17 protein-coding genes and 2 tRNA genes are annotated in these 25,715 nt (G+C 67.1%); 8 read left to right on the top strand and 11 right to left on the bottom strand.

Annotated elements, in window-relative coordinates; translation table 11 throughout:
- Positions 1 to 92: 92 nt before the first annotated feature.
- Together orn and AWB92_RS02255 are read left to right on the top strand one after the other, a co-directional pair.
- Positions 93 to 740: an oligoribonuclease gene (gene orn, locus AWB92_RS02260; protein ID WP_085183871.1), complete on the top strand. Its 648-nt coding sequence runs from the start codon at positions 93 to 95 to the stop codon at positions 738 to 740.
- 53 nt (positions 741 to 793) lie between these two features.
- A tRNA-His gene (locus AWB92_RS02255) sits at positions 794 to 869 on the top strand.
- A gap of 47 nt (positions 870 to 916) precedes the next feature.
- On the opposite strand, the gene AWB92_RS02250 is transcribed toward AWB92_RS02255, so the two are convergent.
- The 4 genes from AWB92_RS02250 to AWB92_RS02235 form a co-directional block, all read right to left on the bottom strand.
- A complete protein-coding gene (locus AWB92_RS02250; RefSeq protein ID WP_067155278.1) occupies positions 917 to 1,207 on the bottom strand; it encodes a hypothetical protein in 291 nt (96 codons plus the stop codon).
- Between the two features lie 87 nt (positions 1,208 to 1,294).
- Entirely contained in the window at positions 1,295 to 2,518 is a 1,224-nt protein-coding gene (locus tag AWB92_RS02245) for an Ig-like domain-containing protein (RefSeq protein ID WP_173817327.1), read from the bottom strand.
- 118 nt (positions 2,519 to 2,636) lie between these two features.
- A complete protein-coding gene (locus AWB92_RS02240) occupies positions 2,637 to 3,527 on the bottom strand; it encodes a DMT family transporter (RefSeq protein ID WP_085183870.1) in 891 nt (296 codons plus the stop codon).
- Positions 3,520 to 5,880, bottom strand: coding sequence for an MMPL family transporter (locus AWB92_RS02235; RefSeq protein ID WP_085183869.1), 2,361 nt, complete (start codon positions 5,878 to 5,880; stop codon positions 3,520 to 3,522). Before AWB92_RS02235 ends, AWB92_RS02240 begins: the two co-directional genes overlap by 8 nt.
- A 174-nt stretch (positions 5,881 to 6,054) precedes the next feature.
- Here AWB92_RS02235 and AWB92_RS02230 point away from each other — a divergent pair, with 174 nt between their 5' ends.
- Positions 6,055 to 7,293, top strand: coding sequence for a GNAT family N-acetyltransferase (locus tag AWB92_RS02230; protein ID WP_085183868.1), 1,239 nt, complete (start codon positions 6,055 to 6,057; stop codon positions 7,291 to 7,293).
- A 146-nt stretch (positions 7,294 to 7,439) separates the two neighbouring features.
- A tRNA-Lys gene (locus tag AWB92_RS02225) sits at positions 7,440 to 7,512 on the top strand.
- 28 nt (positions 7,513 to 7,540) lie between these two features.
- On the opposite strand, the gene AWB92_RS02220 is transcribed toward AWB92_RS02225, so the two are convergent.
- Both AWB92_RS02220 and AWB92_RS02215 read right to left on the bottom strand, forming a co-directional pair.
- Positions 7,541 to 10,498, bottom strand: a complete 2,958-nt coding sequence (locus AWB92_RS02220; protein ID WP_085183867.1) for an RND family transporter — start codon at positions 10,496 to 10,498, stop codon at positions 7,541 to 7,543.
- A complete protein-coding gene (locus tag AWB92_RS02215) occupies positions 10,495 to 10,917 on the bottom strand; it encodes an MmpS family transport accessory protein (RefSeq protein WP_173817334.1) in 423 nt (140 codons plus the stop codon). The genes AWB92_RS02220 and AWB92_RS02215 overlap by 4 nt, the downstream gene beginning before the upstream one ends.
- A gap of 482 nt (positions 10,918 to 11,399) precedes the next feature.
- On the opposite strand from AWB92_RS02215, the gene AWB92_RS02210 reads away from it, so the two are divergent.
- Positions 11,400 to 11,618, top strand: a complete 219-nt coding sequence (locus AWB92_RS02210) for a ferric uptake regulation protein (RefSeq protein ID WP_085183865.1) — start codon at positions 11,400 to 11,402, stop codon at positions 11,616 to 11,618.
- 43 nt (positions 11,619 to 11,661) lie between these two features.
- On the opposite strand, the gene AWB92_RS02205 is transcribed toward AWB92_RS02210, so the two are convergent.
- Positions 11,662 to 11,889, bottom strand: coding sequence for a DUF3618 domain-containing protein (locus AWB92_RS02205; RefSeq protein ID WP_068135488.1), 228 nt, complete (start codon positions 11,887 to 11,889; stop codon positions 11,662 to 11,664).
- Positions 11,890 to 11,993: 104 nt separating this feature from the next.
- Between AWB92_RS02205 and bcp the strand changes: the two genes are divergently transcribed.
- Both bcp and AWB92_RS02195 read left to right on the top strand, forming a co-directional pair.
- Entirely contained in the window at positions 11,994 to 12,467 is a 474-nt protein-coding gene (bcp, locus tag AWB92_RS02200; protein WP_067155298.1) for a thioredoxin-dependent thiol peroxidase, read from the top strand.
- A 120-nt stretch (positions 12,468 to 12,587) separates the two neighbouring features.
- Positions 12,588 to 13,373, top strand: coding sequence for a DUF4239 domain-containing protein (locus AWB92_RS02195; RefSeq protein WP_085183864.1), 786 nt, complete (start codon positions 12,588 to 12,590; stop codon positions 13,371 to 13,373).
- Positions 13,374 to 13,407: 34 nt separating this feature from the next.
- On the opposite strand, the gene AWB92_RS02190 is transcribed toward AWB92_RS02195, so the two are convergent.
- On the bottom strand, positions 13,408 to 13,767 hold the full coding sequence (locus AWB92_RS02190) for an MmpS family transport accessory protein (protein WP_142281904.1): 360 nt from the start codon (positions 13,765 to 13,767) through the stop codon (positions 13,408 to 13,410).
- A 162-nt stretch (positions 13,768 to 13,929) separates the two neighbouring features.
- On the opposite strand from AWB92_RS02190, the gene AWB92_RS02185 reads away from it, so the two are divergent.
- Complete coding sequence (locus AWB92_RS02185) at positions 13,930 to 14,457, top strand: DUF3060 domain-containing protein (protein ID WP_158090346.1); 528 nt, start codon at positions 13,930 to 13,932, stop codon at positions 14,455 to 14,457.
- Between the two features lie 3 nt (positions 14,458 to 14,460).
- On the opposite strand, the gene AWB92_RS02180 is transcribed toward AWB92_RS02185, so the two are convergent.
- Genes AWB92_RS02180 through AWB92_RS02170 form a run of 3 tightly spaced genes read right to left on the bottom strand, consistent with a single transcriptional unit; the run spans position 14,461 to position 25,446 of the window.
- Positions 14,461 to 15,801 (bottom strand): dipeptidase, encoded by a 1,341-nt coding sequence (locus AWB92_RS02180; protein WP_085183861.1) that lies wholly within the window; start codon positions 15,799 to 15,801, stop codon positions 14,461 to 14,463.
- Positions 15,798 to 16,190, bottom strand: a complete 393-nt coding sequence (locus AWB92_RS02175) for a holo-ACP synthase (RefSeq protein ID WP_066928483.1) — start codon at positions 16,188 to 16,190, stop codon at positions 15,798 to 15,800. The genes AWB92_RS02180 and AWB92_RS02175 overlap by 4 nt, the downstream gene beginning before the upstream one ends.
- Before the next feature lie 28 nt (positions 16,191 to 16,218).
- Positions 16,219 to 25,446 (bottom strand): type I polyketide synthase, encoded by a 9,228-nt coding sequence (locus tag AWB92_RS02170; protein ID WP_085183860.1) that lies wholly within the window; start codon positions 25,444 to 25,446, stop codon positions 16,219 to 16,221.
- Positions 25,447 to 25,715: the final 269 nt, after the last annotated feature.

The following is a 25,715-nucleotide window of genomic DNA, read 5'->3' as shown; positions in this document are numbered from 1 at the left end:
CTTTCCGAGTCGCGCCCGTCCGGTCCGGCACACTCACACTACTTCCCGGGCCCTGGCAGAGGCAGAGCTCAATTGCGCATACGCTGAGCGCTGTGCGCGACGAATTGGTGTGGATCGACTGCGAGATGACGGGGCTGGACCTGGCCTCGGACAAGCTGATCGAGATCGCGGTGCTGGTCACCGACGCCGAGCTGAACGTCCTGGGCGACGGGGTCGACGTGGTGATCCACGCCGACGACGCCGCGCTGTCGTCGATGATCGACGTGGTCGCCGAAATGCATTCGCGCTCGGGGCTCATCGACGAGGTGAAAGCGTCCACCGTCGACCTGGCGACCGCCGAGGCGATGGTGTTGGACTACATCACCACGCACGTCAAGCAACCCAAGACGGCGCCGCTGGCCGGCAACTCGATCGCCACGGACCGTTCGTTCATCGCCCGCGACATGCCGAAGCTGGACTCCTACCTGCACTACCGGATGATCGACGTCAGCTCCATCAAGGAACTCTGCCGGCGCTGGTATCCGCGCATCTACTACGGCCAGCCCGCCAAGGGGCTCACGCACCGGGCGCTGGCCGACATCCACGAATCCATCCGCGAACTGCAGTACTACCGGCGGACCGCATTCGTGCCCCTGCCGGGGCCGTCTACCAGCGAAATCGAGATGGTGGTCGCCGATCTTCAGGACGCAGAGAATCCAACTCGAACAATCGATTCGGAGACCGAGCCACCGAGCGGCTAGTATCGATGATCGCCGCTCGTTGGCCCAGTTACGGGTGCCGGCTCGCGGCAATGGTGGCTGTAGTTCAGCTGGTAGAGCACCAGGTTGTGATCCTGGGTGTCGCGGGTTCGAGTCCCGTCAGCCACCCCAACAGGCCGGAGGGCGTCTCGTCCTCCGGCCTTTTTGTAAGGGTGCGGTTATCCCGGCGCCAGCGGCCGTTTCAGTGTGCAGACGATGCTCCACTCGAAATAGTGGTCGCCGCCCTTGTCGTAGTCGCTGAAGTGGCGGGCGACCTGGACGCGTTGCACCGAGGAGCCGACGATCTCCCAGCCCTGCTCTCCGTAGACCTTGGACTGGCGGGCCGCCTCTTCGATCACGGCGTCCAAAGACTCGTTCGTGTAATGGACGAAGGTGGTCTCCCAACGCTGCGGGTACCAATTGCCGTCCGACGCCAGCCACCAACCGGGCCCGGGGGAAGGGGTGCTCATGGCCCGGCACCCTACAACGTTCAGGTCGCGGACGAATGAATGAAACGTGAAAGACGCATTGCCGAGCCGCCGGAACGGGTCGCCAGGTTAGGTATTCGCGTTACCGGCCTGCCACACCGGCCACGGGACGTTCCAGTCGCCCAGTCCCTCGGTGCCGGGCAGCGTCGATCCCACGGTGTGGACCACCTCGACGATGTCGCCGCTCTTGCTGTGGTCGTAAAACCACTCGGCGTTGCTCGGGCTCACGTTCAGACAGCCGTGGCTGGTGTTCGTGTGGCCCTGAGCGCCGACCGACCAGGGCGCGGAATGCACGAAGACGCCGCTATACGAAATCTGTGTGGCCCACTCGACATCGGTGCGATACCCGTTGGGCGAGTTGACCGGCACGCCGTAGGTCGAGGAGTCCATGATGATGTGCTTGTACCGACCGCCGACGATATAAAAGCCGTTTGCCGTGGGCGTGCTGTCCTTGCCCATCGAGGTCGGCATCGTCTTGACGACTTCGCCGTTGACGCGCACGGTCACCATCTTGGTGTTGTCGTCGGCCGTCGAGATGACCTCGTCGCCGATGGTGAAGTGCGTCTTGACGTTGTCCTCGCCGAACATCCCGTCACCCAGATCGACGCCGTAGGTGTTGACCGCCACGTCGATGGCGGTGCCCGACTTCCAGAAATGCTCTGGGCGCCAACGCACCTCGCGGTTGTTCAGCCAGTAGAACGCGCCCTCGACGGGCGGGTTGGTGGTGATGACGATCGCCTTCTGCGCCGCGGCGCGGTTGGCGATGTTCTCGTCGAAGCGGATCGCCACCGGCTCACCGATGCCGACCACCTCACCGTCGCCCGGCGCCACGTAGGGCATCGTCAGGTGGGCCGGTGAACTCGTCTGGAAGGTCATCTGCCGGGTCGCGGCCCCACCGAGGCCCAGCGCCTTCACGTTCAGCGTGTAGCGCCGGTTGTAGCCCAGTTGGTCGGTCGTCGACCAACGCAGCCCGTCGGGGCTCAGCTGCCCATTGACCATCTTGCCGTTCTCGTTGACCATCGTGACCGACCCGATAACACCGTCGGCAACGCTGACCGTCACCGGCGCGTCCACCGTGACGCCGACGGCGCCGTCGGTCACCGAGGTGGTGAGCTTCGGGACCAGCAGGTCGGCGAATGGGGTGCCCTTGTCGAAGATGACCTTCGCCGGCGCGGCGGTGTGACTGCTGCTGCAGGCAACGGCGACGACAGCAAACACGACCATGGCGACAGCCAGCCATGATCGACGTCTGCGCAAAGGCGTCATCGAGCGACCTTCCAATTCGATCGGCATATTCGGTCACCGCTGACCAGAGTGGAAGCATTGTAATTGGTTTTTGGCTGCTCACAATGCGCTATGCGAACGGATTGCGCAGTCCGCCTGCGAAACCCGCGGACCGCCGCGCACGCGATTACGTCGGTTGGCTGACCCGGCGCCGGCCGGCCTCGACGCCATCGCGGGTCACGACGGCCTCGACACGGGCGAGCTTGAAGATCGCTGCCGTCATGACCAGCGCAGCGACCACCAGGGCGGCTATGCCGGCGCGGCCCGCGTTCAGCGTCTCGCCGAGGACGACGACGCCCAGCACCGCCGCCACCACCGGCTGCGACATCTGCAGCGTGGGCATCGAAGCGGTCAGGGGCCCGGCCCGGAACGCCGCCTGACTCCAGACCACGCCCCCCGCCGCGGCCAGCACGCAGGCGTACAGCTCGGGGGTTCGGGCCACGGCCCACCCGCCATCGCCGAGCCGGGCGACGACCTCCTTGGTCAGCACCCCGAAAACACCCCACAGCGACCCCGACACGAACGCGAACAGCGCGGCGGCCATGGCACCACCCCTAATCCGGCCGGCCACGACGCACGCCACCAGCAGCGGCGCAAGCACGACAGCCACGGCCAGCCAGGTTCCCAGCGGGGCGCTCGAGCGACCGGCTCCTGGGTTGCCGACCACCACGACCACGACCACCGCGGCGGTCAGCAAGCCGCCCCAGATCCACTCGCCGACGGTCACCCGGCGATGCCACAACCGGGCGTTGATGGGCAGCGCGAACAACAGCGAAAGCATGAGCAGCGCCTGCACCAGCAGCACCGATCCCTTGCCCAGGGCGGCCGCCTGCAACGCGATGCTGGCTACGAGCAACAGCGCACCCCACCACCACCGCCGGTTGCGCAGCAGGGTGCCGAGCAATGCGATGTGGCCGATCGACCTGTCCTCGATGCAGTGCGCAGCCCGTTGCTGCAGGACGTCGCCGATGGCGATGCAGAGCGCGGAGCTCAAGGCCAGGACGGCGGCGCTAACCACGCTCTGTCACCGCCCGGCTGGGCCATCTCCTGATCCGGGGCTGCCGCGGCTCGTGGGCGTCGGCGGCCCAACGGCGCCGACCAACCTTGGCGGCGTCGCCCTCCCCCGTCGCCAACCGTTCACGCAGCCGAACCAACGGCCGGGGCGCCCACCACGTCCACCGGCCGAGCAGGTGGATGAACGCGGGCACCAGGACCATCCGCACCAGGGTGGCATCGGCAAGCACGGCAAGCGTCAGGCCGACACCCAGCATTCGCATGAACGAGACGTGCGCGGGGATCAGCGCGGCGAATGAGATCGACATCACCAGCGCGGCGGTGGTGACGACCCGGCCGATGCCGGCCAGGCCCAGCGCCGTGCTTTCGTCCGTGACCGCATGCGCCTCGGCGGGATTCGGTCGCTCCTCGCGGGCGACCGGAGAAGCAAGCCAGTATTCGTGGATCCGCGAGACCAGGAAGACCTCGTAATCCATGGCGAGCCCAAATGCGATGCAGAACAACAACACTGGGATGTTGGCGTTCAACGTCCCGTTCGGTGTGGTCCCGAATGCGCCGAGGTGCCCGTTCTGGAAGATCCACACCATCGCGCCGAACGCCGCCGTCAACGACAACACATTGCACACGAGCGCCTGCAGCGGTAGCACGGCGCTGCCGGTTAGCAGGAACAGCAGGGCGAACGTGATGACGGCGATGAGCGCCAGCACGGCCGGCAGCCGCTGGGTGATCGCGTCGACGCTGTCGCGGTTGATCTGCGCGAGCCCGGTCATCTCCACCGACCGCCCGCCCGGCCCGCTGACCGCGTGCAACCGGTCGAGCTGGGTGTTCGACGCCTGCGAATACAGCGGCGCGGTGGTGGCCACGGTGAGGAACGCGCTGCCGTTGGCCATGCCGGTGGCCGCGGCGGGCGGCCCGGCCAGGGATCCGGCCACGAACATCCCGGTGGGCGCCGTGACGGCGGACACGTCGGGTACGCGCGACAGCGCGGCGGCGTAGCGCTCCAGGTCGGCGGTTGTCACCCCGCGGGCGTCGGGGAGGACGACGGATATCGAGGTTCCTAATCCGTTGCCGAAATCGTTGTCGAGCATGTCGGCCACCTGGCGCGCCGACGCCGAGCGGGGCAGCACGCGCTCGTCCGGGAAGCCCCACTTCACCCCCAGGAATGGGGCGCCCAGCAACAGCAGCAGCGCGACGACGGCCAGGCCGACCGGCATGGCGTGGCGCAGCACGAACTTGGTCGACCGGTACCAGAACAGCGAATAGACCGGCTTGTGGGCATGGTCGCGCCACGACTTCGACCGCGGCGGCACCCGGCGCGCGAACCACCGGCGGACGTCGAGCGCGTCCAGTCGTGGACCCAGCAGCGTGATCGCCGCCGGCGTTACCACCACCGTGGCGATCGCCACCATCACGGCGGTGGCCACGATGGTGTAGGCAGACGATTTCAAGAAGTACATGGGGAACAGCGCCATCACGGCCATCGACAACCCGACGGTGGTGGCCGAGAACAGCACGGTGCGACCAGCGGTGGCCATCGTCCGAAACAGCGCTCGATCCCGTTCGCCGGAGCGTGCCAGCTCCTCGCGGTAGCGGCTGATGATCAGCAGGTTGTAGTCGATCGCGAGGGCAAGACCCATCGCGATGCTCAGGTCCAGGGCGTACGTCGATACGTCGGTCGCGAAGCTGATCAGCCGCAACAGCGACATCGTGCAGACGATGACCAGCCCGCCCACGCCGATCGGCAGCGCTGCGGCCACCACCCCGCCCAGCACCCAGACCAGCACCGCGAAGCTCAGCGGGATCGCAATGGACTCCATCAACAGCAGGTCGCCCGCGTTTTGGTCATTGATCTGCGCATACGCCACCGCCATGCCGCCGGCGCGCACGGTGACGCCGTCGCGGTCGTGCACCAGCTCGCGGGCGAGGATGCTGGCGTAATCCTGTGCGTCGTTCTCGCCGCCTTTCAGCCCGGCCACGATCAGGCCGGACGACCTGTCCTTGCTGACCAGCTGGGTAGCGACCTGCGGCGGCGACGTCCAGGCCGAGGACACATTCAGCACCCACGGCGACCGTTCCAGGTGGTCGACGATGTCGGTGGCGACCTGGCGCGCCGGGCCGCTTTGGGCGCCGGTGGGGTCGGTAACGGCGATCAGCATCTGCTGATCGGTTTGGTTGAATCGGTCCCTGAGCAGGGCGGTCGCCCGCGCGGATTCCGACGTCGGGTCCTGGAAGCCGCCGCCCGACAGGCGGTTGACCACCGGTATTCCGAAGATGGCGGCGCCTATCAGGATCAAGAGGGTAGCCGCGATGATGCGACGCGGCGCGGCAATGGCGAGCCGCGTGATTCCTTGCAGCATGGGGTATGGCTATACCCAGACGAGGGCCGTCCGACCCACCCAGCGGTGGGTTGCCCGCGTCAATTGACGTTTGACGGTCCGACACCCGGGTATCGAACGAGAGCGGGCCCCCGGTATAAGGATTCGGCGTCCGGAGCGCCGATTCGGCTGGGCTAGAAGCGGATTGGACCACCAATGAACACGACCGACGACGCGATCATAATTAGGCATCCGACCGAAAATGACTGGCAGGCGGTCTATGAGAACCAGGCTCGCACTTTCGGGGACCCGGTGGACCCGCGCGCCGTGGAAGCCTGGAAACGCCGCGTCGAGCTAGAGGACATCCTGGTCGCCGAGGATGTCTCGGATCCCGAGCATCCGACCCTGGTGGGGACATCAATCATCTATCGCGCCCGGCTCACCGTGCCCGGCGGCGGCAGCCTGCGGGCCGCCTGGCTGACCATGATCGCGGTCGCGTCGACGCATCAGGGAACGGGAATTTGGGCGCAGCTCAGTGCGCAGGGGCTGGGAAAGCTTCTCGAGCGCGGTTACCCGATCGTCTGCGGAGTTCCCACCCAGACCGCGATGTACGACGGTTTCGGCGCCGGTGTGGCGAGCTACGCCCACTGCTACTCCATCGACCGCCGCTTCGCGAAGCTTCGAGACGCACCGAACGGCAACCGAGCCCGCGAGGTCAACGCCGCGGAGGCGAAGGAACTCTTGCCCGAAATCTACGAACGGTGGTGCGCGGTCACGAACGGCGCGGTGGAGCGAGACGACGCATGGTGGGCCGACTTTTTGGAGGACAGGCCCACCCAGCGGGGCACCGGGTCAGCGCTGAACTTCACCGTTCACCCGGACGGCTTCCTGGCGTACCGCGTCGTCGGTGCGGGCAAACACGCCTTTCGGCCGCCGTTCGGCTCCGTGCTCGTCGAAGACTTCTGCCCCATCACCGACGAAGCTCACACCGAGCTGCTGCAGACGCTGTTGGCCTTGGAGATGTTCGACAACATCGAGATCGACGTACCGGTCGATGATCCGCTTCGGCTCAAACTGCGCGACCAACGCACCGCCCAGACCACGGGGATGAGCGATTTCCTGTGGGTGCGGATCAACGACGTGCCCGAAGTGCTTGGCGCACGCGAATACTCCGCGGACACCGACCTCGTGCTGGAGGTCACAGACCCGCTCAACCTCGCCGGCGGACGATTCCAGCTCCAGACCCGTGACGGTGCCGGCAAATGCACGCCGCACGAGGGGCCGGCGGACGTCGAAATCGGCCTGGCCGAATTGTCGACCATCTACATGGGGGCGCATCGCGCCTCCGAACTGGTGCGAGCGGACCGCCTCACCGAACTGCGGCCGGGTGCCATCCGCGAACTGGACGCCGCGTTCAGCACCGAGCGCGCGCCCTACTGCGGGACGCTATTTTGATAGTTCTTGGCGAACAAGACCTTTCCTACGCCACCGGGCGGGGGACCACCCGCTCGCGACTCAACCGCTATCCTGGGGGGACATCGGGATTTCGCTTGGCGGCAGGACGCCTGTTATTGTCGCCTACGCGGTCTCGGCCGTAGACGGCGCCGTTAGCTCAGTTGGTAGAGCAGCTGACTCTTAATCAGCGGGTCCGGGGTTCGAAACCCTGACGGCGCACTTTTAACTGACGCGTCTCAACGACGCCTCAACCTGCAACCGGCGTGCTGTCCCGGGCGCTGCTCTGCACATCCGCGTGCCGCGGCTGGTACAGCAGCGCGCGAACCAGCGGGCGCGGGCCGACGGACCGAAGCATCTGGCTGGCGGGGCGGACGCGTACCCGTTTTGGCCACCAGAACCAGCGTCCCATCACCGTCATGATCGACGGCGTGATGAGCGATCGCACGACAAAGGTGTCGAACATCAGGCCGAGCCCGATCGTGGTGCCGAACTGGCCGATCGCCCGGAGGTCGCTGGTGATCATCGTGGCCATGGTGACGGCGAACACGAGACCGGCGGCGGTCACCACCGGGCCGGTGAGACCCATGCCGCGGATGAGACCCGTTTTCAGGCCCGCTCCGATCTCTTCCTCGATTCGCGACACCAGCATCAGGTTGTAGTCCGATCCCACAGCCAAGAGCACGATCAACGCGAATTCGGTTGCCACCCAGTGCAACTCGAAATTAAGGAGGTGCTGCCAGATGAGTGTCGAGAATCCGAAGGCGGCCCCCAGCGACAGCACGATCGTGCCGACGATGACGCCCGCAGCGACCAAAGCGCGGGTGACGATCACCATGATGATGAAGATGAGCACAATTGAGGCCACCCCGGCGATCATCAGGTCGAACTTGGCGCCGTGGGCGATGTCGTTGAACGTCGCAGCGGTGCCGCCGAGGTAGATGTCGGCGTTCTGCAGCGAGGTGAGTTTGATCGCCTCCTTGGCCGCCTGGCGCTCTTGCTCGACCGACGCGATTCCCTTCGTCGTCGCCGGATCCACGGCGTGGGTGATGATGAACCGGGCGGCCTTGCCGTCCGGCGACACCATCAAGCTCAACCCCAACTGGAAGTCGGGGTTCTTGAAGATCTCGGGGGGCAGGTAGAACAGGCTCTCGATCTGAGAGTCGTTGAAGGACTTGCCCATTACGGCGTTCGTGTCGGTCAGCCGATCGAATTGATCGACCAGGTTGTCGAACGTGCTGTAGATGGTCAGTGTCGTGTCGCGGATCGCCTTACTGACGGCAATATTCTCGGGAATGATCGCCAGCAGCTCGCGGGTGGCCTTTGCGGTGTCGGAGAGATCGCCGGTGAGGGCGTGGAACTTTTCGGCCAGCTGGTCGAATCCGTCCAACGCGTCGAACAGCGATCGCAGCGACCAGCAGATCGGGATGTCGTAGCAGTGCTTCTCCCAGTAGAAGTAACTGCGAATCGGTCTCCAGAAGTCGTCGAAATCAGCGATGTGGTCCCGGATCTCGTCCGTGATCGCCGCTGTCTCCCCCGTGGTTTTCGAGCTGTCCTCCGCAGCGGCCGCGAGCTTTTGGGTCACCGCGTACTGGCGCTCCAACAGCGCGATCTGAGTGTCGAGGAAACCGGTGATCTTCTTGATGTCGGCGACGCGGTCTTTGAGGTAGTTCAGGTTGCTTCGGATCGGCGCGGTTTGCACGCTGAGCTGGAACGGGACGGACCCGTCCTGGATCGGCGGCCCCAGCGGTCTGGTGATGCTCTGCACCCGTTCGATGCCGGGCACCCGGAAGATGGCTCCGGCAATCTTGTCCAGGACCAGCATGTCGGTGGGGTTACGCAGATCGTGGTCCGATTCGATCATCAGCAGGTCCGGATTCAGCCGGGCCTGGGTGAAGTGACGATCGGCCGCGTCGTATGCCTGAACTGAGGAAGCGCTCTTGGGTAGGTAGTACAGGTCGTTGTAACGGGGGTTGAAGCCCATCAGCCCGATGGCGCCGACGATCGCCAGGATGACGGAGGTCGCGAGGATGGGCGCCGGCCACCGCACGATGGCTGTCGCCAGGCGGCGCCACCGGGTGTAGTTGAACTTGCGCTTCGGGTCGAAAAGGCCGAAACCGCTTGCGACTGCGATCAGCGCCGGCGTCAGGGTCACCCCAGCGGCCACAACGACCAACAGACCGATTGCGCATGGGTATGCCAGCGAATTGAAGTAGGGCAGTCGAGTGAAATGCAAACAGGCCAGCGCGCCGACGATCGTCAAACCCGAGCCCAGCACCACCTTGGTGACCCCGGCGAAGGTGTCGTAGTAGGCGGCTTCGCGGTCGAGTCCCCGCTCGCGACCCTCCTGGTAACGGCCCACCATGAAGATCGCGTAGTCGGTGCCGGCCGCGATGGCCAGTGCCGTCAGCAAGTTGACGGCAAACGTCGAAAGCCCCATGATGCCGGTGTTGCCCAGCAGCGCCACCACGCCTCGGCCGGTGGCCAGTCCGACGAACAGAATCACCATCGTCAACAGCACAGTGCCGATGGACCGATATACGAACATCAGCATGATCGCGATGATGATGACGGTGATGATCGTCATCTTGAACAGGCTCGCGTTACCCACGACGATCGTGTCGTCGGTCAGGGCCCCCTGACCCGCGACGTAGGCCTTCACCCCCGGAGGGGGTGTCGAGTCCGCGACGATCTTGCGAACCGCGTCGACCGACTTGTCGCCGACAGCGCCGCCTTGGTCGCCGCGCAGGTTGACCTGGACGTAGGCGGACTTGTGGTCGTAGCTCTCGACACCCGAGGCGGTGAATCGCTGTCCCCAGAAGTCGAGCGCATGCTCGACGTGCTTGGTGTCCTGCTTCAGCTTCTTGACCAGATCGTCGTAATAGCGGTGGGCGTCCTGGCCGAGCGGCTGGTCACCGACGAGGGTGACCAAAACGAGGTTGTCGGAGTCGTACTCCTTGAACTTCTCCCCGATGTGCTTCATCCCGGTCACCGAGGGCGCGTCGGATGGCGAGAGCGGCACCGAGACGTCCTCGGCAACTTTCTCCAACTGCGGGACGAAGACGTTGACGCCCACCGCAATCAACAGCCAGATCACTACGATCGGCAACGCCAGAACGCGGATGGCGCGGGCCAGACGCGGCTTGTGCTCGACTTCGGCACGTTGCGCGACGGGTATCTCGTCCGTGTCGCTCGAGTTATCGGTCACGCGGATTTGTCCAAGCAGGAGACCTGCGCATCACGCGTGTTGACTTGTTGCTGATCGACCAATTTGCCATCGACGGTGATCCGGCAGCCCATCGACGGGCCGTCGCCTTGTGCGACGACGTACGCGAAGATGCCGGGCATTTCCGCGACGATCGTCTGCGACCACGGCAACGTGGTGAAGTTGGCCTTCTGCGGTTGCGCGTCGGCATCCATCCAGTTGACGACGCCGGTTGTCCCTGGTGGTCCCAGGATTTCGTAGATGGCGGTCTTGGCCGCGTAGGGCGGGGTCGCGTCGCGCGGGTCGGGCTTGGGTAGGCCGGGTCCCGGAAAGACGCCGCTGAGGCGCTGCACCGCAACGCCGCCGATGACCACTGCCACAACGACAACCAGCGCAACCCATGCCCGCTTGAGTAGCCTCAACACCGTCCCCTCCGACTAGGAATGTGCCACGGGTTCACCGTCTACGCATCTCGGCGCCCGCGCAATCGCTAGCCAACGCCATGACGGTCGAGTTAATTCCTGCCTGGCGCGCGGTCGCTCCGAGCCGCACGGCAACCGCACCGCTCGTCGTGCCCCAGCTGGCCAGTTTGCTGGGCGACGACGCAACGGCAGGGTGAGCTACTCGCGCGGACAGCAATAAGCGACGCTCGGCAAAGGACATCCACGACCGCGCGGAGCGGGAGGCGTGGAACAACTTGCGCTACAAGCGATTTCACTGTGAGGCACTGATTTATGGTGTAGACCTCCAGCCGTCGTTCTCATCGGGATGGCCGCGCGGTCGTGCCGAAATTCAGTGTCCGGAAATAGCCGATTCGCCGGCGCAAACTTGTTACAAGACGTCCATTGTTGTCACGGGTTGAAACCAGCACAGATTTAAGGCAATAGCGCGTACGCTGATCGACATGGCTACCAAGGCCAAGGTCAAGGTCTGCGTACATTGCGGCCATACGTTCGATCCGAACGATCGACGGCGTGACCTGTCCGATCCGGACTGGCTTCCGGCCGCCTCAATTTATTGCTCGCATGAATGCGCCGACCGGTTCCATTGCGATATGGGACATTGCTGCTCGACCCGTGCGAAAGAGAAGGCTCGTCGCGAAGCCGCCAAGACGGCGCGATAAACAACGGCTCCCCAAATACGGGACTCGCCACTTTTTGCGATGGTCAGCGATCCCTGATCCGGCGGACCACGACGATCACGACGACCGACGAGATCCCCACGAGCGAAGCGATCACCACGGGCTTCTTCACGAATTCGACAGCGCGGGCCTTGAGGTCGTCGGCGAGACGGCGGGGGTTGGCGCGCTCGGCGAGTGAGTCGACGGTGGCCGCCAGCTGGTCGCGGGCGAGGTCGATGTCCCGCTTGATGGCCTCGGGGTCCCGGTCCGCCACGTGTCTGTCCTCCAAGTCCCAGTCTTCAGGTGATGCACCTGCCCGCACTACCCTAGATCAGCCGGCGATAACCCCATCGCGCCGGTGAAGAGAAAGGACCCGTCTTGACCGAGACGACACGGCTCGCCCCGGGCGACAAGGCGCCCGCCTTCAGCCTGCCCGACGCCGACGGCAACACGGTGTCGCTGGCCGACTACAAGGGCCGCCGAGTGGTCGTCTATTTCTATCCGGCCGCCTCGACACCGGGATGCACCAAACAGGCATGCGACTTTCGCGACAACCTGCGCGAGCTCAACGAGGCCGGACTGGACGTGGTGGGCATTTCGCCGGACAAGCCCGAGAAGCTGGCGAAGTTCCGCGACGCCGAGAAGCTGACGTTCCCGCTGCTGTCCGATCCCGACCGCAAGGTGCTGACGGCGTGGGGCGCCTACGGGGAGAAGCAGATGTACGGCAAGACCGTCACCGGGGTGATCCGGTCGACCTTCGTGGTCGACGAGAAGGGCAAGATCGCCGTCGCGCAGTACAACGTCAAGGCCACCGGCCACGTCGCCAAGCTGCGGCGCGACCTCTCGGTGTAGTCGAGGATTGAAGATCCCACCACAGCGGCAATCATCTGGTGGACAACTCACGAAGTTATTCGGCGACACGTCGGTGGCGCTTCGCGAGATGGCTGGCGATTGTTGGCATCCTGATGATTGATGGGGGACTTCGGGGCAATCGGAGCTTGGCTGTTGTTGGCCGTCGTCATCGTCGGCGCAGTACTGATAGCGGTCAGCACCGTCCAGCTGGGCAGCCGAGTCCTTTCCGATGACACCGGCCCGGAACATAACTCGGCGCTTTCGCCGTATGTGACGGTTGTGGGACTGGTCTACGGCGCTCTCCTCGGTTTCACCGTTGTGGTCGGCTGGCAGGAATTCCTGTCCGCCGAGGTCAATGTTTCCAACGAGGCATCGACATTGACGACGATGTACCGCCAGACCGTCGCCATGCCGCAGCCCGAGCAATCGCAGATCCGCGAACAGCTGCGCCAGTACGCGGATGGGACGCAGGGCCCGGAGTGGGGCAAGCAGGATTTCGGCCGCATCAGCAATCGTGGGCGGGCCGCGATCACGGGAATGTATCGCATCGTCGGCGGTCAGCAGTCCAATGCCGCGTCGAGCCCCATCAGCCAAGATTTTCTAGGCCGGCTGACCGCCTTGGCATCCGAACGCAGCACCCGGATCCTCGATGCCAAGCCACGAATACCGCCGCTGCTGTGGTGTTCGTTGATCTTCGGCGGGTTGGTGCTGATCACGCTCACCGGTTTCTTGCGCCTGACGAGCAACCGTGGTCACATGGTCCTGACGAGTACCGTCGCTGTCCTGCTCGGCTTACTGCTATTCCTCGTCTTCGTGCTTGACCATCCTTTCGGCCCACTAGGCGTCACCTCGCAACCATTTGCCCACGCGGTTGCGGTTTTTGACGAGGTCGACCGCGGAACGTGAGGATTGTCGAGCGGGTTCGAATAGTGAGTTCCGATTACGTTGAGATGCACTGCACCAGGTTGGCTTCGCCCGCCCCGGTCTTGGACTGGGTGTCCTTCACCGTCCCGTTGACGGTGATCGTGCACGTCGTCTTCTGACCTGTCGGATTCGCGGCGACGCTCAGCACCGCCGATGGGCTGGTGTCCTTGCTGGTGAACGAGACCGACCACGGCACAGGCTGATTGTTCAGAATCTGCAGGACACCTGTTGCGTCGTAATACGACACCGCCGCCAACGGGGCATCCGACGTCACGGTGTACACCACCGCATCGCCCGGTGCACCGGCCGCGACCGGCGCCATCGTCAGCGACGCCACGACCGATAGCGCGAGGGCTAGGGCAAACAAGGACTTCATCAGTTCTCCGTTCTCGCCCCCGCCCACGGGTACTTTGCGCCCGCTCGCGCGTTTCAGCAACTCGTAGACGCAACGCCGGTCCGGTCGCGCACAAGGATCTCGCAAGCGTCATGGGGCAGACTTATGGCGCGTTCCTAGATGGAGACGTGTAAGGAGCCGACGATGAGGGACCGAGAAGACCCCGAGCAGTACATACGCGACCTGGAGCGCGGCGTCGGCCAGCCACCCGTGACGCCGCCCCAGCCCTTCACGACCGACTCGGGAAGTGGGGCGGTACCCGGCGAGTCTTTGTGGCGGCGGTTTCCCAGCTTGGTCGAGCTGGCGAAGAATCCCCGAAAAAGATTTCTCCTGATCTGTGGGGTCGCGGCCCTGATCGCCATCGGGTGCTACATGGCGACTCACTACAACAAGGACACCGTGCACGGGCACCTCATCATGATCAACGCCGGTACGACGGGCACGATCGACTGCAACAACGGAAACCTCGAGCTGGACGGGGGCAACAACACCTACACCGTCACCGGCCACTGCCTGCGGCTCGACATCCGAGGTAGCGCAAACAAAGTCACCGTCGACAGCGCCGACACCATCGGCATCATCGGCGACGACAACCTGGTGACCTACCGGGGTGGCGCGCCGACGATCAACAGGACGGGAAGCAACAACATCGTCTCGCAGCGCAACCGCTAAAACCTAGGCCAGCTTGGCCAGCAACAGCGCCTCCGCGATCGCCGCGCGCTCCAGCACGCCCAGGTGCACGCTCTCGTTGACGCTGTGCGCCTGGGTCGCAGGGTCTTCGACGCCGGTGACGAGGATCTTCGCCTTCGGGAACGCGGCGGCGAACTCCGCGATGAACGGGATCGAGCCGCCCATGCCCATATCGATCGGCTCGGCGCCCCAGGCCTGCCGGAAGGCCGCTCGCGCCGCGTCGTAAACGGGGCCGCTGGCGTCGATGGCGTAGGGCTCTCCCTTGTCGCCGCGCGTGACGCTGACCCGCGCCCCCCACGGGGCGTGCCGCTGCAGATGCGCGGTCAATGCGTCCAGGTGCGCCTCGGCGTCGCCGCCGGGCGCAATCCTCATGCTGACCTTGGCCCGGGCCCGCGGGATGAGCGTATTCGACGCTGCCGCAACGGGTGTCGTGTCGATGCCGATCACCGTGATCGCCGGTTTCGCCCAGAGCCGCTGGGGCACCGACCCCGAACCGATCTCGGACACCCCGTCCAGCACACCGGAATCGGCGCGGACCCGCTCGGGCGGATAGTCGGGATAATTCAGTGAGCTGATGTCGGTTTCGTGCAGACCGGCCACGGCGACGTTGCCGTCGTCGTCGTGCAGACTGGCCAGCAGCCGCACCAGGGCACTCAGCGCGTCGGGAACCACACCGCCCCACAGGCCCGAGTGCAGCCCGTGGTCGAGCGTCGCGACCTCGACCACGCAGTCGACCAGCCCACGCAACGAAACCGTCAGCGCGGGTGTGTCCGTGCTCCAATTGTCCGAGTCCGCGATCACGATCACGTCGGCGACCAGCGCGTCGCGGTGCGCGGCGAGCAATCGACCCAGCGACGGGGAGCCGGATTCCTCCTCGCCCTCGACGAAGACCGTCACGCCGACCGGCGGCCGGCCGCCATGGGCCCGAAATGCCGCCAAATGTGTTGCGACACCGGCCTTGTCGTCGGCGCTGCCGCGGCCGTACAGCCGCCCGTCGCGTTCCGTCGGCTCGAAGGGCGGCGACGCCCACTGGCTGTGATCGCCTTCTGGCTGCACGTCGTGGTGGGCGTACAGCAACACGGTGGGCGCTCCTGGCGGCGCCGGATGCCGCGCGATGACGGCCGGCGCCCCGCCCTCGCTGACAATGCGCACGTCGCCAAAACCGGCCTGCGACAACAGGTCCGCCACGGCCCGCGCGCTGCGGTGCACCTCGTCGCGGCGGGCGGGGTCGGCCCACACCGATTCGATCCGCACCAGGTCCTCGAGGTCGCGGCGCACCGACGGCAACACCTCGCGGACGCGCTCCGCTATTCCGCGAGCGCTCAAGGGGTCTCCAGGATGGCAACCGCGGCGGCGGTGTCCCCTTCGTGCGTCAGCGACACGTGGATCGTCACGTCGGCCAGATGCTTAGCGATGTCGCCGGTCAGCCGCACGCGGGGGCGGCCCCACATGTCGGTGACCACCTCGATGTCGCGGTGGATGTCCTCGGGCAACACGGGTCGCTGCGCGAACCGCGACACCGACCACGCCTTGATCACCGCCTCCTTCGCCGCCCAGCGGGCCGCCAGGTGACGCGCCGCCGACGAGCTCTTGTCCGAGGCGTCGCGCCGCTCACCCGGCGTGAACGTTTCGGAGAAAGCCGTTCCCGGTTGGTCGACTTGCTCGGCGAAATCAGGGATGGAGACGAGATCGATCCCCACACCGACAATGCCCATGGCTGGCCAGGTTAACCGATAACCGAAGTCACCCGACGTAGGCCTCGTCCTCGCCCAGGCGGGCGGCCGGATTCAGCAGCATCGCCGCCTCCTGCCGCTTCTCCGGCGCGTCATGGTCGAAGCGACGGTCCGGGGGCCGCTGATACATCGGCGGGCCGCCGGCGATGGCCGACACGAGTCGGCGCTGACCGGCCAGCAAGCGCGCGTCCGCACGCCGCTGATAGTCGGCGCGCTGATCCGGGTCCAGCGCCGCGATGAACGCCTGCGGGTGTACCAGCGCGACGAGCCCGGACACGTGGCCGAACCCGAGGCTGGTCAACATCCCCGCCTTGAGCGGGAATTTCTCACCCAACCGCAGCGTCTCGCGCACCCACACGAAGTGCGAGGAGCCCGCCAGTTCGTCGTCGACGCAGTCCAGGCTGCGGTTGGGCGGGATGACCCCGTCGCGCAGCATCTGGCACAGGCCCATCGTCTGGAAGACCGCGGCACCGCCTTTGGCGTGACCGGTGAGGCTCTTCTGCGACACCACGAACAACGGGGCGCCCGGCGAGCGGCCCAGCGAGTCGGCCAGCCGCTCATGCAGCTCGGTCTCGTTGGGATCGTTGGCCAGCGTCGACGTGTCGTGCTTGGAGATCACGGCGATGTCGTCGGCGCCCACACCCAACTTGTTCAGCGCACGCGCCAGCGGCGAGTCCTTGCCGCCGCGGCCCGCGCCCAGCGCACCCAGTCCCGGGGCCGGGATCGAGGTGTGCACGCCGTCGCCGAACGACTGCGCGAACGCGACCACCGCGAGCACCGGCAGGCCCATCTTCAGGGCCAGGTCACCGCGCGCCAGCAGAATCGTGCCGCCACCCTGTGCCTCGACGAAGCCCAGCCGGCGCCGGTCGTTGGGCCGGGAGAACTTCGAGTCGTGGATTCCCCGGCCGCGCATCATGCCGGTGTCCGCGGTGGCGGCCATGTCGCCGAAGCCGATGATGCCCTCGAGCGTCAGGTCGTCGATGCCACCGGCCACCACCATCTCGGCCTTGCCCAGCCGGATCTTGTCGAGGCCCTCCTCCATCGACACGGCGGCGGTCGCGCAGGCTGCGACGGGGTGGATCATCGCGCCGTAGCTGCCGATATAGGACTGAACCACGTGTGCCGCAACGATATTCGGCAGCACCTCTTGGAAGATGTCGTTCGGCTTGTTACGGCCCAACAGGTTCCCGTGGTACATCGTCTGCATCGACGTGCCACCACCCATGCCGGTACCCATGGTGTTGGCCACCATGCTCGGGTGCACGTAGCGCATCACCTCGGCCGGGCTGAAGCCGGCCGACAGGAACGCGTCGACGGTCGCCACGATGTTCCACACGGCAAGCCGGTCAATGGAACTCGCCATGTCGGGGCTGATGCCCCACACCGTCGGGTCGAACCCGGTCGGCACCTGACCGCCGACGACGCGGGACAGCTTGGTCTTGCGTGGCACCCGAATCTCGGTGCCCGCCTTGCGGATCACCTGCCAGTCACTCGAGTCGGGCACCGGCCGGATGATCGTGTGCTCCGGGTCGAACTCGACGAACGCGCGCGCGTCGGCCTCCGAGGACACCACGAACGCGAAGTCCTTCTCCAGGAACACCGACACCAGCAGCGGGGACGCGTGATCGGGGTCGATCGCGCCGTCGTCGACGAACTCGCGGATCCCGCAGCGTTCCACCACGGTGTCGTGGTAGCGCTCGACCAGCTCGGACTCGTCGACCAGATCACCCGATTCGGTGTCGTACCAACCGGGTTGGGGGTCATCTTCCCAGCGGATCAGCCCGGTGGTCCACGCCAGCTCCAGCACACCGGCCGCCGACAGCTCGTTGTCGACCTCCATCTCGAAGCGGGTGCGCGACGAACCGTACGGCCCGAGCTCGGCGCCGCCGACGATCACCACCAGGTCGGCCGGGTCGACGTCCAGGTCGGCCCATTCCGGCGGTGGCGCGGGACGGTAGCCGCGCGGCGGGGATGGCAGCGCGCGAATGGTGCCCGCGGCCGCGTCATCGTCGTCCTCGCTGGCCGCCTCGCTCGACATCTCCTCGCGCGCCTTGGCGGCGAGTTCGGCCATGTCGAGGTTGGCGTCCGCGAGGCCGCCGGTCAGATCCGCCTCGATCGGCTTGCTGGCCGCGGCCACCTTGGACTCCACGTCGCACAGCCCGAGCAGCATCGCGGCCATCTCGTCGGTGGAATAGGTGGTGACGCCGGCCTCCTCGACCGCGCTGACGATCGCGTCGTTATGGCCCATCAGCCCGGTGCCACGCGTCCAGCCAATCAACGCATGCGCCAAGCTGACTCGGGCCGCCCACGACGACTCCGCGTGCCAGCGGCTCACCAGCGCGTCCAGCGCCGACTTGGCCTCGCCGTAGGCGCCGTCGCCGCCGAACATGCCGCGGTTGGGCGAGCCCGGCAGGACCACGTGCAGGCGCGACGCGATGTCGCGCTCGGCGCCGATCTTCGACAGGCCGCCGATCAGCCGCTGCACGGCCCACAGCAGGACCTTCATTTCCATCTCGGAGCGCGAACCGGCCTCGGACAGGTCGCCGGCGACGCGCGGGGCCGCGAACGGGAACAGCAGCGTCGGGGTCTGCGCATCCTTGATGTGAATGGATTGCGGCCCAAGGCTTTCGGTCTGCTCGGTGCCGACCCACTCGACCAGGGCGTCGATATCGGAGTAGGACGCCATGTTGGCCGCCACCACCCACAGGGCGGCACCGTAGCGCGCATGGTCACGGTAGAGCCCGCGGTAGAACGCCAGCCGTTCGTCATCGAGCTTGGACGTCGTCGCGATGACGGTGGCGCCGCCGTCGAGCAGCCGCGCGACCACCGAGGCCGCGATCGAGCCCTTGGAAGCGCCCGTCACCACGGCGACCTCGCTGCTGGACGGACCCGGCAGCGGGTTCTCGGCGCCGGCGGCGATGCGGCCGTACAGCGACGCGTGGATCTGGCGGCCGGCGGCCAGCGACTTGCCCTGCCACCAGGTGGCCTGGGTGGCGACGACGTGGCCCGCGCCCTCGAACCGCTCGGACAGCCGCATCCAGTCGGCGTCGATGTCGCCCTCGTCGGTCAGCCAGAGCTTGACCAGGTCCTCGCGGGCGCTGGCCCAGCGGTCGTCGAACACGACGGCCTTCTTGGCGTCGAACACCGGAGCCACCAAACGTGGCCAGTCCGCCCCCAATTCGGCGGTGACCAAGTCGATCAGCTCGGCATCGGTGGCCGCCGGCGACACGCTCACCGGGTCGTCGAGGCCCAGCTGGCCCAGCACCAGGCGGGCCGCCGAGGCCAGCACGCCGTCGCGACCGGTGATCTGGTCGGTGAATTCGGAGAGCGCGGCCGCGTCGATGGTCGCGCCGCCGCCACCGCCCGCCGAGGGCAGCGCCACCGAAATGCCGTGCCGCGCGGCGACCGACATGACGGCCGCGTCGATGACCTTGTCGACGGAGGCGGCATCGGCCAGCGCACCCTCGTGCAGGTGGCCCATGGCGCCGCCACGAACGCTGGTGCCCTCGCGGGTACCCAGCGCCACTTCCACCGTGACGTGCTTGGCCCAACCCTCGCCCAGCTCCCAGGTCTTCTTGACCCGCTCGGCGATCGCGGCCGGCCGCTTGCCCGACGGCCCCAGCACCGTGCGCAGTTGGTCGTTGATCGCGTCGGAAAGCACGGGGCCGTAAGGCTTGTACGTGCGCGCCAGCTTGGTCACCTGCGCGCGCAGACCGGCCAGATCGGCCTCGGCGGCGCCGTCGATGGCCCCCAGGTTCAGCTCCGAACCCAGGTCCACCAGCAGCTGGTTGCGCCGCGACGACGCGCCGTCGGTGATGGACTCGATGGAGTCCAGCTGTTCGATCTGGTCGATGCGCATCTTGGCCGACAGCGCGATGAGCGCCAGGGTGGCGTCGGCGGCGTCGAACGTGATGTCGTCCGGCCGAGCTGCCCCCGACGGCGCGGCCGGTGCGGAAACCGGTGCGGACGCAGCGGTTTCCGGCGCCGCCGCGTCCGCGGTGGCTGCGATGGAATCGTCGACCTCGTCCTCGGGCTCCGGCTCCGGGTCGGTGTCGGTGGCGAACAGCACAGCGGCGTCACGCTCGGCGTTGAGCACTTCGACCGTGCTGTGCGCGTATTCGGGCAGCTTGAGGGTGTTGGTCGCGAGGCCGGCGACGGTCGGCGCCGACTTGACACCGATCTCGACGAACCGCTCCACACCGAGACCGCCCGCGGCCTCCTCGGTGAACAGCAGGTCCTGGGTCTCGATCCAGCGCACTGGGCTGGCGAACTGCCAGGCCAGCAGCTCGATCAACACCTTGCGGGCCAGCTCGGCCGGCCGCTCACGACGCCAGGTGTCGTAGTCGGCGAGGATCTCGTCGAGCGGCTCGGCGGGCACCAAATCCCTGATCTCCTGGACGAAGTCGCGATCGAGGGTGAACGGCCGCGGCACCAGGTTCGGGATGTAGCGGCCGATGATGATGTCGGGATCCTTGTCGCGCGGCATGACCCGCTCCAGCGCGCGCCGGAAGTCGGCCACGCCGACCCGCAATACCCGCGAGTGGAAAGGCACGTCGATGCCGGGCACCAGGATGAACGAGCGCCGGCCGCCGGTGAGCTCGCGCCGACGCTCGACCTCGGCCTCCAGTGCCTCCAGGCCGCGCACGGTGCCGGCGATCGCGTACTGAGAGCCACGCAGATTGAAGTTCACGATCTCGAGGAATTCACCCGTGCTCTCGGCGATCCCGGCGACGAACGCCGGAACCTCCTCGTCGGGCAGGTCGATTTGCGAGGGCCGGATCGCCGCGAGTCGGTAGTTGGAGCGACCCAGCTCGTCGCGCGGCACGATGTCGTGCATCTTGGACCCGCGGTGAAACACCATCTCCAGCAAGGCTTCCAGCTCATAGATGCCGGTCACGCAGGCCAGGGCGGTGTATTCACCGACGGAGTGGCCGCACGCGATGGCGCCTTCGACGAAGGCACCCTGCTCACGCATCTCGGCGACCTGCGCGGCGGCCACGGTCGCCATCGCGACCTGGGTGAACTGCGTCAGGTACAGCACGCCTTCAGGGTGGTTGTAGTGCACGCCGCTGGCGATGATGCTGGTCGGGTTGTCGCGCACCACATGCAGCACCGAGAAGCCCAGCGTGTCCCGGGTGAACTTGTCGGCGGCGTCCCATACCTTGCGCGCCGCCTTGGACCGGGCCCGGACCTCCATGCCCATGCCCTTGTGCTGGATGCCCTGCCCGGGGAACGCGTAGACGGTCCTCGGGGAGCCCAGCCGCGCGGTGGCCGACATCACCAGGTCCGAGCCGACCCGAGCGGCCACCTCCAAAACCTCGGCGCCCCGGTCGATTCCGACGCGATCCACCCGGAAATCGACCTCGTCACCGGGGCGCACCATGCCCAGGAAACGCGCCGTCCAGCCGACCAGCCGAGCGGGCGGGCGGGCCTTGCCGTCGGTCGCGGTCGCCGCGTGCTGCGCCGCGGCCGACAGCCACATGCCGTGCACGATCGGCGATTCCAGCCCGGCCAGCAGCGCGGCCGCCCGATCGGTGTGAATCGGGTTGTGGTCACCGGACACCACCGCGAACGGGCGCATGTCCACCGGCGCCGTTAACGTGACGTCGCGACGGCGACGACGCGGCGTGTCGGTCGCATTCTCCGACACCGCCCCGCCAGCCCGGACCGGATCGGTGAGCTCGGCCGCGCCGGTGCGCCCGAGGATCGCGAAACGCTCCGCGAGCGTGGCGATTACCGCACCGTCCGCGTCCGAAATAGACACCGAGACCGGGACCACCCGGCCCATGTCCGTGTCGAAGGCGCCCGAAGCCGTTGCGGTGACGGTCAATTGGGCCCGCACCGTCGGCAGCGTGCCGACCACGTGGGCGGCGTGGTCCAGATGCACCAGGCTCAGCAGGCCCTCGACCACCGGGACACCGGAATCGGTGACCGCCGAGCCGATGGCCGCGAAAACGGCGGGCCAGCAAGGGCCGACGAGCGCGTCGGGCACGGTGGTGAGGCTCGGCGCCAGCGGCTCGCCGAAGACGGCCGTGACGCCGGTGTGATCGGCAACCCGCTCGGGATCCCAGTCCACCGTCAGGGTGGCCCTCCCGTTGGTGACCGGGGGCAGGAGGTCCGGCCCGTCGACGCCCGCGGCGATCGCCAGGACCGCGCGCATTGCGGCGGTGGCGTCCTCGGTGGACACCACCGGGGTGCCGCCGTCAACGGTGTTGGCGGGCAACCGGAATGGGATATCGACCCACGCGCCCGACACGGGCACGCTCAGCACGACGCCGTCACCGTTGACCTCGAGCCGCGCCCCGGTGGAGGAGTGGGTGGCACGCTGGCTTTCCGGTCCGTCATGCACCAGCCAGTCATTCGGGTCGGCGATCCGATGAACAGGGTTGGTCGTGGTGCGGCCGGCCCACTGCACGTCGGGCGCGTCGAGCACGACGGCCAGCGGTCCCGTCACGTCCGCGCGCCCGCGCCGGCGCGACGTGACCGGCCGGGGCTCCGCACCCGCGGCCAGCGTTTCATCTATGGCAGCTTGCTCGAAGCGGTCGAGGAGCTCGCCGACGGGCTCGTCCATCCGGGTGATGCCGGCCACCGCCGCGGTGCCCGGGATGATGCACACCTGGTCGGCGTCGTAACGGGCGTCATGGGCCTGCCACAGCGAGTCGCTGCGCCACCAGCGCCGCACGTCCTTGTCGATGACCGGCACGAAGTTGACCGGCTTGCCCAGGGTCTTGCACAGCGTGACGAAGAACGGCACATCGGCCGGGTGTAGCTGCACGGTTTCGGCGTCCGGGTAGCGGGCGAGCAGCAGCTCGATCGCCGCCTCGGGGTTCTCCAGCAGCTCGCTGTCGGCGAAGGCCGTCTCGATCGGCCCGAAATCCTTTGGGTGCAAACGCGCTTCGGCGCGCTGCAGCATCTGCTGGAAACGGTCGCGCCAGGTGTCGGCCAGCCAGGGGCTGCCGGGGGACGCGGTGTCGGCGGTCGAATCGCCGTCGCCGATGGCCAGTTCGACGTAGCGCCGCAACCACTGCAGGTAGGTCATCTCCCCCACGTCGCCGAAATACGGCTTGGCGGTGTTGGCCATCGCCGCGATGATCTCGTCGCGGCGCTCGGCGACCGCATCGGCGTCGCCGGCGACCTCGTCGAGCAGCCGACCGCACCGCGAGGCGCTGTTGTCGATCTCGTGGATGTCGGCGCCGAGCTGGCTACGGCTGGAAGCCATGCCGCCCTGGGCTTTTCCGGCGCTGATCCACTGGTCGGTGCCGGTGGTTTCCACGAGCATCCGCTTGACCGACGGCGAGGTGGTGGACTCGAGCGTCGCCATCGCCGCGGTGCCGACCAGAATGCCGTCGATCGGCATCAACGGGAAGCCGTAGGCCTCGGCCCAACGCCCGGACAGGTACTCGGCCGCCCGCTCCGGGGTGCCGATGCCGCCGCCGACGCAAACCGTGATGTTGGGGCGCGACCGCAGTTCCGAATAGGTCGCCAGCAGCAGGTCGTCCAGGTCCTCCCAGGAGTGGTGCCCGCCGGCGCGGCCGCCCTCGATGTGCATGATTACCGGCTTGGTGGGCACCTCGGTCGCGATGCGGATGACCGAGCGGATCTGCTCGACCGTGCCGGGCTTGAACACCACGTGGCTGATGCCGACGTCGTTGAGCTCGTCGATCAATTCGACGGCTTCCTCGAGGTCCGGGATGCCGGCGCTGATCACCAGGCCGTCGATCGCGGCGCCGGACTGGCGGGCCTTCTGCACCAGCCGCTTGCCGCCGACCTGCAGCTTCCACAGGTAGGGATCGAGGAACAGGGCGTTGAACTGGTAGGTGCGCCCGGGCTCGAGCAGTCCGGCGAGCTCCTCGATGCGGTCGGCGAAGATCTCTTCGGTGACCTGTCCGCCGCCGGCCAGCTCGGCCCAGTGCCCCGCGTTGGCCGCGGCCGCGACGATCTTGGCGTCGACGGTGGTCGGGGTCATGCCGGCGAGCAGGATCGGCGAGCGTCCGGTCAGCCGGGTGAACTTCGTCGAGAGCTTGACCCGGCCGTCGGGAAGGCGGACCACGCCGGGGGCGTAGGTCGACCACGCCCGGGCGACCTCGGGGGTGGCCCCGACGGTGAAGAGGTTGCGCTGACCCCCGCGGGTGGCGGCGGGCACGATGCCGACACCGAGGCCGCGGATCACCGGCGCGGTCAGCCGGGTCAGGATGTCCCCGGGCCCCAGGTCGAGAATCCAGCGGGCGCCGGCTTGGTGAACGCTCGTGATCTCGTCCACCCAGTCGACGCCGCTCACCAGGATGGCCTCGGTCAGCTTCCGGGCCAGCGCGACGTCGAGGCCGACCTTCTCGGCCCAGCTCCCGACAATGTCGATGCCGTCGGCCAGCCGCGGCGTGTGGAAGCCCACCTCGACCCGGACCGGGTCGAAGACCGGCGCGAAGACGTCGCCGCCGCGGATCTTGTTCTTGCGGTCGGCCTCTTCCTTTTCGGAGATCTGCTGGCAATACAGTTCGAAGCGCGAAAGCTGCTCCGGGGTGCCGGTGATGACGACCGATCGGCGGCCGTTGCGGATGGACAGGACCGGGGGCAGCACGGTCCGCACGTCCTGGGCGAACTCGTCGAGCAGCCGGCGAATGCGTTCGGGGTCGGCGTTGGTCACCGAGACCATCGGGGGGCGGTCGCCCAGCACGGAGATTCCGCGCCGACGGGCGACCAGCGTCCCGGCCGCGCCAATCAGCTGGGCCAGGGCCAGTAGCTCGATGTCACGGGCGCCCGCGGCGTTGAACGCCTCGACGGCGAGCACGCCCTGCGAATGCCCGACGACGGCCACCGGGGGCGTCGCGGTCCAATCCATGCCCTGCCGGGCCAGCGCACGCGCCGCCGCGATCTGGGTGAGCAGCACGCCGGGGATCGACACCGCGGCCGACGTCAGGTGCTTGTCCGACGGGACGGGATCCTCGGCGGCCAGCGCGCGCACCCACCGCAACGGCTCGAAACCGATCGGACGGACTACGACCAGCTCTTTGGCCACCGGCTCGAGCAGCAGTTCCACCTCGCCGACCAGCGTTGCCAGATCGGACTCGATCCCGGCCGACGACACCAGCTCTTCGAGGGTCTCCAGCCAGGCGCTGCCCTGCCCGCCGAAGGCGATGGCATACGGCTCGCCGGCCGTCAGACGGTCGACCAGAGCATGGGCGCTGTGCGGGCTGTTCCCGTCGCGGTCGGCGGACACCCGGTCGTGCTCGTGGATCGTCACCTTCTATCTCTCCCCTGTATGCGTCTTTACGTCTCGGTTTCGTTCGGCCGTTCCCGACGGTGGGGGCCTGTTGTCATAACGTCGATTCCCCGTCGAATCACAGCCGGAGGACGGCTGGCCGGTGTGCTGTCGCGGGCCACCCCAACGGTCGAGCGGGGCGGCGGACGGCATCGGCTGTACTAAGAGTGTCATAAGGATCAGTGCCCTTTTTGCATGTTGATCGGTTACTGGTGAGTTCTACGCACGGGTAACCGTGTCGTGGGTAACAC

Source organism: Mycobacterium sp. IEC1808 (assembly GCF_002101935.1).
Taxonomy (GTDB): domain Bacteria; phylum Actinomycetota; class Actinomycetes; order Mycobacteriales; family Mycobacteriaceae; genus Mycobacterium.
Note: the sequence above shows the minus strand (reverse complement) of the source record. Positions and strands in the feature narration are given on the sequence as shown.

Bases quoted from the DNA above. Each gene is read 5' to 3' on its own strand.
- AWB92_RS02250 (WP_067155278.1), bottom strand. From the start codon at position 1,207: ATGAGCACCCCTTCCCCCGGGCCCGGTTGGTGGCTGGCGTCGGACGGC.
- AWB92_RS02245 (WP_173817327.1), bottom strand. From the start codon at position 2,518: ATGCCGATCGAATTGGAAGGTCGCTCGATGACGCCTTTGCGCAGACGT.
- AWB92_RS02235 (WP_085183869.1), bottom strand. From the start codon at position 5,880: ATGCTGCAAGGAATCACGCGGCTCGCCATTGCCGCGCCGCGTCGCATC.
- AWB92_RS02230 (WP_085183868.1), top strand. From the start codon at position 6,055: ATGAACACGACCGACGACGCGATCATAATTAGGCATCCGACCGAAAAT.
- AWB92_RS02210 (WP_085183865.1), top strand. From the start codon at position 11,400: ATGGCTACCAAGGCCAAGGTCAAGGTCTGCGTACATTGCGGCCATACG.
- AWB92_RS02195 (WP_085183864.1), top strand. From the start codon at position 12,588: ATGGGGGACTTCGGGGCAATCGGAGCTTGGCTGTTGTTGGCCGTCGTC.
- AWB92_RS02190 (WP_142281904.1), bottom strand. From the start codon at position 13,767: ATGAAGTCCTTGTTTGCCCTAGCCCTCGCGCTATCGGTCGTGGCGTCG.
- AWB92_RS02185 (WP_158090346.1), top strand. From the start codon at position 13,930: ATGAGGGACCGAGAAGACCCCGAGCAGTACATACGCGACCTGGAGCGC.
- AWB92_RS02175 (WP_066928483.1), bottom strand. From the start codon at position 16,190: ATGGGCATTGTCGGTGTGGGGATCGATCTCGTCTCCATCCCTGATTTC.